This window comes from Novosphingobium sp. (genome assembly GCF_036820275.1).
Classification (GTDB): domain Bacteria; phylum Pseudomonadota; class Alphaproteobacteria; order Sphingomonadales; family Sphingomonadaceae; genus Novosphingobium.
Window position 1 is genome coordinate 15636 of the sequence record NZ_DAISLT010000001.1, and the last position, 13612, is coordinate 29247.

A 13612-nucleotide genomic window follows, 5' to 3' on the forward strand; every position below is an offset into this window, starting at 1 on the left:
GATGGCCGCCGAACCGGTCAACACGAACGGCGCGCGCTGGCGTTTCTGGCTGGGGGTGGCGGTGGGGACGGTGTTTCTCGTGCTGCTCTGGACTTCGGTGGACAGGGCCGCCGTGGGGGCCCTGCTGATGCGGGCAAGCTGGCCGCCGTTGGCCCTCGCTCTGGCGGCTTATGCGCTGGACTTCCTGCTGCGGGCCTGGCGCTTTCGTCTGCTGCTGGATCCCGATGGCCGCAAGGTGCCGTTCGGGCCGAGCGTCGCGCCTTTCGTCGCCAGCTTCGGGATCAGCGATATCCTGCCGTTCCGGCTCGGCGACGTGTTTCGGGTCTACTGGTTCCATCGCAGTTTCTCATTGCCGGTGGGGCATGTGCTGGGTGCCATGGTGGTGGAGCGGGTGCTCGATCTCGTCTCGATCCTGATGGTGGCGGGGTTGGCGCTCCTGCTCGTCGATACCGCGCTTCCCGCCGAGATCGTGACGCAGTTCCGGCTCGTGCTGGCCGTCGCGGTGGCGGCGAGCCTTGTCGTCCTGCTCTCGCCCGGTGCGATCGAGGCGGTGGCGGGCTGGGGGGAGCGCCGGTTCCGGCACTCCGCAATGAGCAAACTGACCGGAACCACGCGGTCGGTGGCGCAGGCCGTGCGCGGCACCGGCAATCCGCGCCGGATTCTCGGCATGGTCGTGCTGTCCTTCGCGCTCTGGTTGCTGGAGAGCCTGGTCATGCTCGGGGCCTGGGTGAGCCTGGGCGGCGAGTTGCCGCAATGGCTCAGGCCGCTGGTCGCTTTCGCCTTCTCGACCCTGGGGACGCTGGTTCCAGCGCTGCCGGGGCATTTCGGATCGTATGAATTCTTCGGCATGCTGTCCTACCGTGCGGTCGGGGTCGAGGCCGAACAGGCGGCGGCGACGATCCTGCTGGCGCACCTGCTGCTCTGGCTGCCGACGGCGCTGTTCGCGCTGGGTTGGCTGGTTTCGATGCGGCGGAGATCGCCGCTCATGGTGCTGAAGACACGCTAACCATCTGATTCCACAAACGCATCGTCGTTCGAAAACCGTCTGCCGCTTGTTTCGGGCGGCCCGTCGAGGCAAGGGCGCCGCCCCGCTCCATCGTCGCCCCTCTCGCGATGCCGGAGCCGCGCCATGATGAGGTTTTCAAGATGCCAATGCCCCGCTCCTTCGTGCTTCCTGCCTTGGCAGGAGCTGCCGTTCTGGCCGGTCTGTCGGTGCAGGCGGATGCGGCGTCCTCGTCGCTGGCGCGGCCCGATCCGACGCAGGTACAGGGACTGGAAAGGGCACTGGCATCGGCGCCGGCGGCCTTGAAGGCCGACGTGGCGGCGGCCATGCCGACGCTGCGGCCTTTCGCCGTCACGCTCATGTGCGTGCAGGACGACCGGGCCACGCAAGGTCTCGTCGCCAGGTTCGTCGGATCGCGCGGCACGGCCATGTTCAACGGCTGGGCCGGTGCCAATTCCCCGGGCAAGCGTATCCGCAGCCACGACATGGTCGGCTGCCTGTCCGTCACCCGCATCCAGAACTGGAAGCGCGTCGCGGCGAACGAGTTCAAGTTCGATATCCTGTTCACCGCCGAAGACAGCGGCGAGAGCTACCTCTGGAACACCGTGGTCCACAAGGAGCCGGACGGCACCTGGCTGATTGCCTGACGCTTGTTCTGCCGGAGCCTCAGTGGAACTGCCGGGTCAGGGCCTCGGTCGCATTGCGGTGGGCGACGGCCATGACCGTGCCTTGCGGATTGACCGAGGTCGGTCCGCAAAGCAGGGACGCGTCGTTGATGTAGAGACCGTCGGTGCCGTGGACTTTGCCGAAGGAATTGGCTGCGGTGCGGCGGTTGTCCTCGCCCATGGGACAGGACGAGAAGACATGGACCGAGGTCATGTTGCCGTCGCTCGCCTTTAGCAGGTCCGGCAGGTTGGCGAGGTCGCCCGGCGAGTGCAGGTCCGGATAGCCTGCAAGGCAGGGATAGATCCGCTGCGCTCCGGCGGCGAACAGTGCCTCGCAGAGTCGCCGCAGGCCTTCCCCCAGCACTGAAAGGTCGCCTTGCGAGAACCGCACGCGCACGATGGGGTCCTCGAAGCCGGGCAAGTTGCGCACGCTGGCCTCGCCGCCGCCGGACTGGACGTAATAGATGCCCATGCGGCGCCAGCGCTCCGCGACAAGCTGCCAGTGATCGGGGCGTCCGGACAGGGCCACGCCGAGCATCGCCGGGGTGCTGATCGAGCAGCCCATGCCGAAGCGCGGCTCGAATTCCTTGACCTGGTGCACGGGATCAAAGTCGTCCGGACGGTTCACGTCGCGGTCGAACTCGGCGACGACCTTGACCATCGGATGGAAGCGCAGGCTGTCGCCGACATTGTGCGAAATGCCCGAGCGGCGCAGCAGGGCCGGGGTCTGGACGGCGCCGCAGGCGATGAACACTGTCCGGGCGCGGAACGTGACCGGGCGCTGTTTCCCGTCCTCGCCGCGTCGGCTGCCCTGGGCGATCCAGTGGCCGTTCATGCGGCGCAAGCGGGCGATGCGCGTCCGGGGAAGGAGCGCACCGCCCGCCGCGACGAAACGCCGCACGAAAGTCGCTGACATCGATTGCTTCACGCCGCTGCGGTGGTCGTGGTCGTAGCGGTAGAGGCGCGGAGCCTCGATCGCCAGCCAGCCCTGTGCCTGCGCGCCCTGCTGAAGCCTGCGCGACATGTCGGAGGCGGCAGTGCCGGCATATTCCACCCGGGCAACCGCCTCGCAGGCCTCGAAATGCGGAGTCATTCCGGCAAGGTCGAGGTCGTGAACGGCGAAGCGGCGGCGCCAGTCGTCGAAGACATAGCCCGGCGTGCGGTGGTAAAGACCGCGATTGACCTCGCTGCCGCCGCCGACGCAGCGCCCCTCCACCCAGGCCAGCTTGTGCCGCCCCAGCGCGACGCCGACCCCGGCATTGCGATACTTGAGCAGCATCTCCTCGCGCGAGAAATGCGGCGCGGCTTCGAGGGCAAGGTGGTCCCCTTCCTCGACCATGACGACATGCCGTCCGGCTTCGGCGAACAGGGTCCCGCTGACGGCACCACCGGGGCCGGAGCCGATCACCAGGATTTCGGTCTCGATTTCGCTCCGGTCGTTCATGCGGCGATCCTGGCGGCCGGGGCGCGATCCTGTGCGCGCGGCAGCGAATAGAGGCCATAGCAGGCGAACGTGGTGTAGAACGCGATCATCGAGCGGCGGAAACCGATGCGGGACCGGCGCCAGGCGGCGACATGGGCCTGCCGTTCGGCGGGGGCGAGGCGGGAGAAGCGGTGGCCGTGGACCGGCAGCGCCGCCATCTCGAACATCATCGCCAGCATGCGGAAACCCATGCGGAAGTAGTCGGGCATTCCCGCCAGAGTGGAGCGGACATAGTCCGCCACGACGCTGCGCTCCGAGGCGGTGAGGCCGGGGCGGGCTTCGTCGACCAGCACGTCCACCAGCGCGGCGACGGTATCGGGCTTAGACATGGCGGGCCTCCGCGAGAATGGGGGCGAACGGGGGGTCGTCGAAACGCCGGAACATCGTGTCGCCGCTGGAGTGGCTGCTGCGGATCAGCGCGGGCACGCCGATGGCGGCGGCTCCTGCGGCGTCGCGGTCGGCCCGGTCGCCGATCACCAGGGTTTCCTCGGCCGTCACGCCTGCTTCCTCCAGCAGGGCCAGCAACCCGGTGGGATCGGGCTTGAGGCGGCCGACGCCGTGGTCGCCGGACCAGATGACGTAATCCGCCTTCAGGCCGAGCGCGGCGAGCTTGGCGTTCACCGGATAGTCCGACCAGACCGCGATCCGCCGTCCCGTCGCCCGCAGCGCCGAAAACAGGCTGTCGATCCCGCGCGCCTTGTAACGGGGGAGATGCGCAAGCGGGCGGCGCTCGATCCATTCCTCCACCAGCGCGCGCACTTCGCCTTCCGAGCAGCCGCAACGCCGGGCGGTGAGGCGGAACTGCTCGTTGGTGAAATCGTCGCCCTGGACCTGGCCCAGCAGCTCGCGGATCTGGCGATAGGCGCGCAGCGTCTCGACGGTGCGCAGGCTGCAGCGAAGCAGGCTGTGCTTGACCAGTTCCAGCGCCATCGCGCGGCGGAGCGGGGGCTGATCGTAGAGCGTGCCGTCGAGGTCAAAGACCACGAGCCGCACCTTGCTCCAAGCCACCTCGGTCACGATTTCCACTCCCTTACTTGCCGTGGCCGGGCAGCATGTCCACCGGGGTGAAGCTGCGGTTGGTGAGGCTGGTGAGGCTGGGCACGTCGACGAAGGAGAGCGCCAGCAGAACGCCCACGGTGATCGCCAGCGTGGTCATCAGGCGGCGCGAGCGGAACATGCGCTCCGGCCGCTGGGCGATGGAGTCGCGCAGCATGGAAAGCCAGAGATAGCAGCCGAACAGTCCGGCGATGAACGGGAAGGCCAGGATGTACTCGACGCGGTACTTGATGAGGAACACGCCGAGGAAGAAGGATGAGAGCATGGCATAGACCAGGCAGCTCACCACCAGGCTTTCCGCCGTGTAGCCGGCAAAGGACTTGCGATAGCGGGTCAGCGTGTCCAGCCCGACCAGCGCGGTGATGTCGCGGTATTCGGAGAGCCGCTTGGAGCCCATCAGGAAGGCGCCGCCGGCCCAGTAGGCCAGCAGGAGGCTGGCGGGCGGCATGCTGGCCGGGTCCATCATCAGCCAGCCCAGCGTCAGGCGGATCGGATTGTTCACCGATTCCGAGATCACGTCCAGGAACGGCCGGTCCTTCGAGCGCAGGGGGCGCACGTTGTAGAGCAGGCCGGAGGCGAGGAACACGACCGAGACGGTGAAGAATGCGCTGCCCAGCGTCGCGGCGAGCCCCAGTCCGAACGCCGCGAAGATCGCATATTGCAGGTAGACCAGCGCCGGGGAGAGATCCAGCGAGACCGCCGTGCGGTGGTGCTTGCTGGGATGGTGGGCGTCGAACTCGCGGTCGAGCCACTCGTTGATGATATAGTTGGCCGAGGCGATGGCGATCGCCACCACGAAGCCGATGACGATCCGCGCCGGTGCGTCCAGCAGCGAGGGTTCGCGCAGGGCATAGGCCAGGATCAGGCCGGGGATCACGAAGACGTGCTTGGTCGCATGATCGAACCGGGCAAGGCTCAGGTAGTCGCGCAGGCGCGCGGTTTTCCGGTCGAGCGTGGCGGTCTTGATCTTCGGTCCCGTCGTTTGCGTTGTCATTTCCGGCTTCTCCTGGCGCGGAGGGGGTGATGGATGAGGAGCGTTCACGGATGGACGCTCATGGCTGCGTCGTGGCGGCGACGCGGTAGATGCGGCCGTCGGCGAACTGGCCGACGGGTTCGAGCGCGAGGTCGCCCTTCAGCCGCGCTTCGCTGGCCAGGTAGAAGCGCCAGTCGATGCGATCGAGGCAGATCACGTAGACCGGAAGGCCTGCATTCGCCTGGGTTCGCATAAGCGCGATCTGGGCCTCGGGCGGGTTCGCCGGATCGGGGCGGTTGGTCCGCAGCAGCCGTTCCTGCGGCACGATCTGAGCCGGGCGATCCGCGAGCAGGGCGACGACATCGGCTCCGTTCGAGTAGAGTACGGCGTTGCCCGGCAGCTCTTTCACGGCGGCCATCGTCGGCGAAGCGCGCCAGTCGAGGCTGAGGAAGCCGTTGCCCTCGCGATAGAACGTATGGGTCCGGGCCGAGGTGCGCACGCTATGTCCAACCAGCACCAGCGCGGAGAGACCGGCCAGCGCGATCCAGACGTTGCGAAGCCCTCCGAGGCGCCGGTCGAGCCCGCTCGCCTGGGTCGTCACCATCATGACCAGCATGACATAAGCCGGGAAGCCATAGCGACCGACGAACTGAAGGTTCGCTTCGAGTGCGGTCGAGAGCCAGACGAAGGCGAGATAGCCGATGAAGAACAGGCCCAGCGTGAGCGAGAAGGCGATCCGCAGTTCGCAGGAGATGTCGAGCCGCGACCGGCGCCATGCAGCGAACTGGCGGGTGAACTGCCAGCCCGCGAAGCCGAGCACGGCTGCGAGCAGCAGTACGCGAAGGGCGAGAGGAACGGCATCGGGCAGAAGCCAGGCGGCGGTCGTTTCGAGGTTCGCCCACCACTGCGCCGGCCCCATGTTGCCGTAGAACTTCAGCTCACGCCCGATCGAATGGCCGACCGTCAGGGTGCTGGCCACGACCCAACCGAAGAACAGCGCGCCGCCGGGGATCGCCATCAGCGCGCTGTCGGTCAGGCGGCGGGATACGGGCAGGCGTGGGTCCGTCAGGATCACCAGCACGATGGCCGCGCCGAGCGGCGGGGCGGTGAAGCGGGTGAGCGTGGCCATGCCCAGCATCAGCGAGGCTATGACAAGGTCGCGCCGGGTGCCGCGTTCGAAGTAGTCGAGCACGAACCACAAGGTCAGCAGCACGAAGGTGATGAACGGCGGTTCCGAGATCACGGCGGCGTGAAGCGAGACGAACTGCGGCGCCAATGCGATCAGGGCGGTGGCGAGGGCGGCATAGCGCCAGTCGCCCGTGATGCGCCGGACCAGCGCGAAGATCAGCAGGACATTAGCGGTGAGGGTGACGATGCCCCAAGCCACTGCCGCGGCCAGCAGCGGCACACCCAGGGCATGGGGCAGCACCAGCATCCAGTGATAGACCGGCGCATCGTAGGGGATCGGGCTGATCCCCATGTAGCGGGTGCTGTCCGGGGAGACGGTCATGCCCTGATGGATGTTCAGGCGGAACAGCACCAGCGACAGCACCAGCAGGGCGGCGCAGGCAATCCATCCACTGGAGGCGGAGCGCGCGGCGTGCCGGTCGGTGAAGGGCGGGCGGGCGGCGGGGGTGAGCCTCTCGGCGGGAGTGGCCATGACGTCAGCCCAGCACGCGCTTGATGTTCTTGATCACGAAGCGCACCGTCGCGTCGGCCACGCCCCGTCCCAGCACATCGTCGAGTGCCTCGATCAGCTTGTCGATCTGTGCCTCCGAAACGATGTAGGGCGGCATCAGGTGCAGCAGGTCCCGCGCGCCGGGCTGGAAATGCACGAGAATGCCGTGGCGCTCGTAAAGCTCGCGGGCCATCGCCCCGATCAGCACCGTTTCGTATGTGACGAAGAGCGAGTTCGTGCGGATATCAATAGCTTTTTCAGCTAATTGCTGGCCGAAGTTAAGTTCTATTGCCTGGAAGCAGCCCTTGCCGCGCAGCGAGACGATCTTGCGTGGATATTTCTCACGCAGTTTCTCAAGTCTGCTCTTCAAGTAATTGCCGATCAGGCCTGCGCGCTGGATCAACTGGTCGTCTTCCAGCACGTTGAGCGTCTCGATGCCGACGGCGCAGCTCTCGCCCATGCCGCTGAAGCTGGAACTGTGGAGGTTGCAGTCGTTCTTGTTGCCATAGGCCTTGTCGAAAAGGGCCTGCGAGGTGACCATCGCGCCCAGCTCGCGCTTGCCGCCGCCCAGGGTCTTGGCAAGGGTGACGACGTCGGGGACCACGTCCTCGTGCATGAAGGCGCAGAACTTGCCGGTGCGGCCCATGCCGACCTTCACTTCGTCGAAGATCGTCAGGATGTCGTGCTCGCGGCAGAGCTTCGCGAATTCGGTGAGGAAGCCCGGGTCGGGGACGTGGCAGGACGTGCCGCGGATCGTTTCGACGATGCCGGCGATGATGCGGTTGCCCTTTTCGAAGCGCTCGCGCTCGATGACTTCGCGCACCGAGGCGATGTCGCCGTAAGTCGCGAAGACCACGTTCTCCTTGGGCACGCCCATGATGAAGCCGCTCTGCACGTCGGTGGCGGTGGTGAGGGAGAGTGGGCCGTGGGTCTTGCCGTGGAAGGCGCCCTTGAAGCAGAGGAACTTGGTCTTGCCCTTGGGGGTCTGGACCCGCTCGCAGATCTTCATCGCCGCTTCGTTGGCCTCGGTGCCGGAAACCGCCAGGAACGAGACGTTCAGCGGCTCGGGCAGGAAGCGCGAGATGTTGTAGGCCAGTGCGCCCTGCAGCTTGTGCGGGGCGATCTTGATGCAGTCCAGCACCTTGCGGTCATGGCAGAGCCGCTCGGCGGCGATGATGCGCGGATGGTTGTGGCCAAGGCCGAGCACCCCGAAGCCGCCGGAATAATCGAGGATCGTGCGGCCGTCCCGCAGGGTGATTTCCACGCCCTGCGCGCTCTCGATATCCATGTGCGCAAGGCCGAGGATGTCGAAGACCTGGAGCATGTACTTGTTGAGGTGTGCGGCATAGAGCCCCATCGCGGTTTCGCCGTCGAGCGCGAGGCTCTGTTCCAGCGTCAGCAGTCCATGGTTCTGCCGATCTTCGCGGCTCGGAGCTTCGATCTTCGCAAGTGCCGTCACGCTCGTTCCCTCCCTTCAAGCGGAATTGAGGAAAAGTACCGGCGAGCGGCGGCTGAGAGTATCTACAGGACCATATACTACCGAATGCCCGAAGGCCCGGCGCGGCCTAGCCCGAGGGGAGCGCCGCCCTATCCCTGCTGGGTAGACCGGATGACCTGCATCGGCGCGAAGGAGGTTGGCGGCATCCCAAACAGCCGCGAAAATCCTGAAGTCGGTAGTCGGGGGACCTCATCGGTTTGTCGATTTTGCGACAAGTTTTGCCTCGCAAGCTGCGACGGAACCCCGTATTGGCGAAATCCGGCCCGACATGGGCTCGATCGACGGGAATTGCAGGCGAAGCCGAAGACATGGCCTTGACGTTGGATAACCTGAACAGTCTGCCGGAAGGCGGGCCGGGTCAGGGCGACCTTTCCCCTCAGTCCCCGAACCCGCTTCCTCCCTCTGACGGCCTGTCCGGCAAGGGCACGCCGCGCAAAGGGCGTTCGCGCTGGTGGTGGTTCTCGCGCGGGCTGGCGGGCCTGCTCATGCTGTTCTTCCTGACGATCGGCTGGCTGGTCGTCACGGCGCCGCTGTCGAAGTCGCTGCAACCGATCTCGCCGCCGCAGATCACCCTGCTGGCGGCGGACGGTACGCCGATCGCCCGCAACGGCGCCATCGTCGATGCCCCGGTCGAAGTGAAGAAGCTGCCGATCCACGTCGGCCAGGCCTTCATCGCGATCGAGGATCGCCGTTTCTACGACCATTGGGGCATCGACCCGCGCGGCATCGCCCGCGCGCTCTGGAGCAATGTCAGCGGCGGCAGCACCCAGGGCGGCAGCACGATCACCCAGCAGCTCGCCAAGTTCACGTTCCTCACTTCCGAGCGCAGCCTGACCCGCAAGGCGCGCGAAGTCCTCATCGCCTTCTGGCTGGAGGCCTGGCTGAGCAAGGACGAGATCCTCGAACGCTACCTCTCGAACGCCTACTTCGGCGACAATACCTACGGGTTGCGCGCCGCCTCGATGCACTATTTCCACCGCAGGCCGGAGAACCTCTCGCCCGCGCAGTCGGCCATGCTGGCCGGACTGATGAAGGCGCCCTCGCGGCTGGCGCCGACCAACAATTACGACCTCGCCGAGAAGCGCATGAAGCTTGTGCTCCAGGCCATGGTCGAGGCGGGCTACATGACCCCGGAGCAGGCCCGCGCTACCCGCGCGCCGCGCCTCGACGTGCGCTCGCAGAACGACCTGCCGACCGGCACTTACTTCGCCGACTGGGCCTTGCCGCAGGCGCGCGGGCTGGATGAGGCCAGCTACGCTGCGCAGACCTACAAGACCACGCTCGATTCCCGCCTCCAGGCCGCTGCGCGCCGCGCGATCGAGGCGGCACCGCTCGGCAAGGCGCAAGTCGCGCTGGTGGCGATGCGGCCCAACGGCGAAGTCGTGGCGATGGTCGGCGGACGAGACTATGCCAAGTCGCCGTTCAACCGCGTGACCCAGGCCCAGCGCCAGCCCGGCTCGACCTTCAAGCTCTTCGTCTATCTGGCGGCGCTCAACGACGGCTGGAAGCCGACCGACACCATCGAGAACACGCCGTTCGAAATCGGCTACTACCGTCCTCAGAACGCGGGCGGTTCCTATTCGCAGACGATCACGCTGGCCGACGCCTTCGCCCATTCCAGCAATGTCGCCGCCGTGCGCCTGTTCCAGAAAGTGGGTGACAAGGCGGTGATCGACATGGCGCGCAAGCTTGGCGTCACCGCGCCGCTGCCGCAAGGCGATCCCAGCCTGGCGCTCGGCACGTCGAGCATGACGCTGATGCAACTGACCGCAGCCTATGCGGGCATCGCGGGCAACCGCTTCCCGGTTGTGCCCAGCGCTTTCAAGGCCAAGGAAGAAGGCTGGTTCGACGGCCTGATCAGCGGTCGCAGCAGTCTTTCGGATGGCGTGCACGAGAACATGGAGACCCTGCTGCGCGGCGCCGTCAATCGCGGCACCGGCCGCGGCGCGCGGCTCCAGGCCGCCAATTACGGCAAGACCGGCACGAGCCAGGAAAACCGCGACGCCCTCTTCGTCGGCTATGCCAAGGACCTCGTGGTCGGCGTCTGGGTCGGCAACGACGACAACACGCCGCTCAAGGGCGTCTCGGGCGGCACCATCCCGGCGCGCATCTGGCGCGACTTCATGCAGCAGGCACTTGGCGAGCGCGCGGCGCCGCGTCCGCACGCGACCGAAAGTCCCGATCCGGAAGGCCCGGTCCAGCCGCTCGACGTGCCCGACATCGGCGATATTCCACGTGATATTCCCTTGGGCGATGCCAATCTGCGCGTGGAGCAGGGCAAGGCGGTGCTCTCGACCCAGATCAACGGTGCTCCGGTCGACGTGAAGCTGGACCAGAACGGTTTCCAGATCGACGGGCGCAAGGTGATCGAGCAGCTCGTACAGCCGAAGCCGCAACCCCCGGCCCGCCCAGCCGAGACCCCGCCACAGCAGCCGTAAACTTAGCTGCTGCCGAGGCGGGAGGGTTGGCGATCTTCGTTCCGCCAGCAGAAGCGGCGGCTGGATCCCTGCCAGTTACGCAAGAAGGTGCCGACCCGTTCCGCCCCGAGGGCTCCGCCGAAAAGGAACCCTTGGGCAATGTCGCAGTGCAATTCGCAGAGGCGGCCGAGTTGCGCCTCGTTCTCGACTCCTTCCGCGACGGTGCGGATATCCATGCGCTGGGCGATGTCGATGATGCCGTGGACGATGGCGAAGTCCGCGCTGTTCGCGCTGCCGAGGCGTGAGACGAACGAGCGGTCGATCTTGAGCACGTCCACCGGATATTGCTGGAGATGGGTCAGTGAAGCGTAGCCCGTGCCGAAATCGTCGAGGGCAATGGTGACGCCGGCTTTCGAGAGCGTGGCGAGCGCGCGCTCGGCGGTGGAGGCCATGTGGCCGAGAAACACGCTTTCCGTCACTTCGAGTTCGAGTTCGGAGGGCGACAGATCCAGCGTGTGAAGCCGGGTCAGGATGCGTTCCGCAAAGTCGTCGCGCCGGAAATCCACCGGCGACCCGTTGATGGCGATGCGTCCGATCGCGTACCCTTTGTCCTTCCACTCGGCCATGTCGCGCAAGACCCTCTCCAGCATCCGGTCGGTCAGCTGGATCGAGAGGGCACTGTCCTCGAAGGCGGCGTGGATCGCGCCGGGCGGCTGCAGGCCGCGCTCGCGGTGGTGCCAGCGCAGCAGGGCCTCGAAGCCGACGATGGTGCCGGTGATGAGGCAGATCTTCGGCTGGTAGAAAGGCAGGACCCGTTCCTCGCCAAGCGCATCGCGGGCGTCGCGCAGCATGCCGTTCCGCAAGTCCACGGCCTCGCGAAGCTCGGGATGGAAGCTCTCGACATCGCCCGAACTTTTCGCCTTGGCCGTGTAGAGCGCGAGGTCCGCGCTCTTGAGGACCGCTTCGCCGTCTTCGCCATCGTTCGGCCAAAGCGCGACACCGGCGCTGACCCCGGCTTCCACGACGCTCTCGTCGATCGTGATCGGCTGCGCCACATCATGGAGGACGGTCCGTACGAAAGCGGAGCAGTCGTCCTTGGTATCGAGGGTGGGCAGGATGAGCGCGAATTCGTCGCCGCCTAGGCGGGCCGCCATCGCCCCTCTCGGAAGCCGTGCCGACAGCCTTGCCGCCACGGCCTGGAGCACCATGTCGCCGGCACCGTGACCCAGACTGTCGTTGATCGACTTGAAGCCGTCGACATCGAAGACGACGACGCCGACTTTCGTATTTCGGGTCCGTGCGCGGCTCAGTTCCTTCTCGAGCTGCTGGTAGAAGCAGGCACGGTTGGGCAGGTCGGTCAAGGCATCGTGATAGGCCGCGCGGCGCAGTTCCGCCTCCGAGCGCCGGGCCTGGGTCACGTCCTGAAGCGCGCCGATCGAGCGCCGCGCTTTTCCGTTTTCGTCACGAAGCGCATAGCCGCTTGAAAGCAGGTGGACGTAGGAGCCGTCGGCAGCGCGAAATCGGAATTCGTGCTGCCATTTGTCCGATTTTCCCGAAAGCACCTGGGTCGTCAATGCATCCACGCCGGGCAGGTCGGCCGGATGAACGTGATCGCGCCACCAGGCGACCGTCGTGCCCTGCGCGGCTTCGACATGGCCGTAGATATTGTCGATCCCTCCGGCCCATTCGAGGCGGTCGGTCTGGTGGGACCAGTCCCAGATCAGGTCCCTGGTCGCGCGGGATGCCAGCCTGTAACGTTCCTCGCTGTCGCGCAGGGCGGTTTCGGCGGCGACCTGATCGTCGATATCCTCAAGGTTGCCGTACCACTTGAGAATGCGCCCGTTCTCGTCCCGCCGCGGATAGGAGCGCGCCCGGACCCAGCGATAGCTGCCGTCCACCTGGCGCAGGCGATAGCGGACATCGGCTACCGGGTTTTCGGTGGTCTGGAGGGCCGCGTGCCACGCTTCCAGCACGCGCGGCAGGTCTTCGGGATGCACGGCCGCGGTCCAGCCGGACCCCATGCCGTCCTCCACGGAAATGCCGGTCATGATCGTCCAGCGCGGACTGATCTCGCAGATCGTGCCGTTCGGCTCGCTGATCCAGGGAAGCTGTGGGTTGAGGTCCACGGAGGAGCGGTAATGCTCCTGGCTCTGTTCGAGCGCGTTCAGAAGCCGTTTCATTTCCGAACGTGAACGCAGCAGTTCGAAGAAGGCCGAGCGGTTCGTGGCCAGCGTGCGCAGGATGACGCCTGCCGCCAGCAGGAACGTCACGCCGGTTCCGGCAAGATACCAGTCCCCCGAAAGCAGCAGTCGCCCGGTCATGGGGGCGGCACCGAACAACAGGACGAGGCGGGCCGCGGAGGGCAGGGCCTGGAGGCAGTAGCAGCACCCGATGGCCCCGACGAAGACATAGAGCGCGATCGAGCCGAAGTGCTGGGGGTCGATCCGTTCCAGCAGGAGCAGGCCCCAGATGCCGAACAGAAGGCTGAGGGCTGCCGCGGCAATCTTGGTGCCACGCAGATAGCCGCGTATTTCGTCGATTCCGGCGTCTCGCTCGTGGCGCGACAGCCAGAGGGCGGCGCGGACCACAGTGATGGACAGAAGACCCACCGGGAGGCCGATCCCGACAAGCGGATGAACGCTGGGGCTGGCGACCAGCATCAGAAAGACCGCGTTGATCGCCATCAGCAGATACATGAGCGGGATTTGCTTCCGCAAGCTCAGATACTGCTCGCGGATCAGGGCCTGGGCGGGGTCATGCAATTCCTGGGGGTCGGGCAAAGTGTTCACATGGGAGCTTATAGAGTGCCAAGGGACTGTCACGTTCCAGTGATGCGGTT

At 66.3% G+C, this 13612-nt stretch carries 10 protein-coding genes; 3 read left to right on the top strand and 7 right to left on the bottom strand.

The features are described 5' to 3' along the window. The first annotated feature begins 1 nt into the window (after position 1). Entirely contained in the window at positions 2-1006 is a 1005-nt protein-coding gene (locus tag V7066_RS00055; protein WP_334181205.1) for a lysylphosphatidylglycerol synthase transmembrane domain-containing protein, read from the top strand. Positions 1007-1146: 140 nt separating this feature from the next. Further along, complete coding sequence (locus V7066_RS00060; protein WP_334181206.1) at positions 1147-1650, top strand: hypothetical protein; 504 nt, start codon at positions 1147-1149, stop codon at positions 1648-1650. A 19-nt stretch (positions 1651-1669) separates the two neighbouring features. On the opposite strand, the gene V7066_RS00065 is transcribed toward V7066_RS00060, so the two are convergent. Genes V7066_RS00065 through V7066_RS00090 form a run of 6 tightly spaced genes read right to left on the bottom strand, consistent with a single transcriptional unit; the run spans position 1670 to position 8317 of the window. Continuing rightward, positions 1670-3112 (bottom strand): GMC family oxidoreductase, encoded by a 1443-nt coding sequence (locus tag V7066_RS00065; protein WP_334181207.1) that lies wholly within the window; start codon positions 3110-3112, stop codon positions 1670-1672. Continuing rightward, the gene (locus V7066_RS00070; protein ID WP_334181208.1) at positions 3109-3480 is read right to left on the bottom strand and encodes a hypothetical protein; all 372 of its coding nucleotides are present in this window, start codon (positions 3478-3480) and stop codon (positions 3109-3111) included. Before V7066_RS00070 ends, V7066_RS00065 begins: the two co-directional genes overlap by 4 nt. Next, entirely contained in the window at positions 3473-4168 is a 696-nt protein-coding gene (locus tag V7066_RS00075; protein WP_334181209.1) for an HAD family hydrolase, read from the bottom strand. The genes V7066_RS00070 and V7066_RS00075 overlap by 8 nt, the downstream gene beginning before the upstream one ends. Before the next feature lie 13 nt (positions 4169-4181). Next, positions 4182-5201 (bottom strand): UbiA family prenyltransferase, encoded by a 1020-nt coding sequence (locus V7066_RS00080; RefSeq protein ID WP_334181210.1) that lies wholly within the window; start codon positions 5199-5201, stop codon positions 4182-4184. A 58-nt stretch (positions 5202-5259) separates the two neighbouring features. Beyond that, entirely contained in the window at positions 5260-6840 is a 1581-nt protein-coding gene (locus V7066_RS00085; RefSeq protein ID WP_334181211.1) for a glycosyltransferase family 39 protein, read from the bottom strand. 4 nt (positions 6841-6844) lie between these two features. Continuing rightward, on the bottom strand, positions 6845-8317 hold the full coding sequence (locus V7066_RS00090) for an aspartate aminotransferase family protein (RefSeq protein WP_334181212.1): 1473 nt from the start codon (positions 8315-8317) through the stop codon (positions 6845-6847). Between the two features lie 347 nt (positions 8318-8664). On the opposite strand from V7066_RS00090, the gene V7066_RS00095 reads away from it, so the two are divergent. Next, a complete protein-coding gene (locus V7066_RS00095) occupies positions 8665-10794 on the top strand; it encodes a transglycosylase domain-containing protein (RefSeq protein WP_334181213.1) in 2130 nt (709 codons plus the stop codon). A 2-nt stretch (positions 10795-10796) separates the two neighbouring features. On the opposite strand, the gene V7066_RS00100 is transcribed toward V7066_RS00095, so the two are convergent. Then, positions 10797-13535: an EAL domain-containing protein gene (locus tag V7066_RS00100; RefSeq protein ID WP_334181214.1), complete on the bottom strand. Its 2739-nt coding sequence runs from the start codon at positions 13533-13535 to the stop codon at positions 10797-10799. Between the last annotated feature and the right edge of the window lie 77 nt (positions 13536-13612).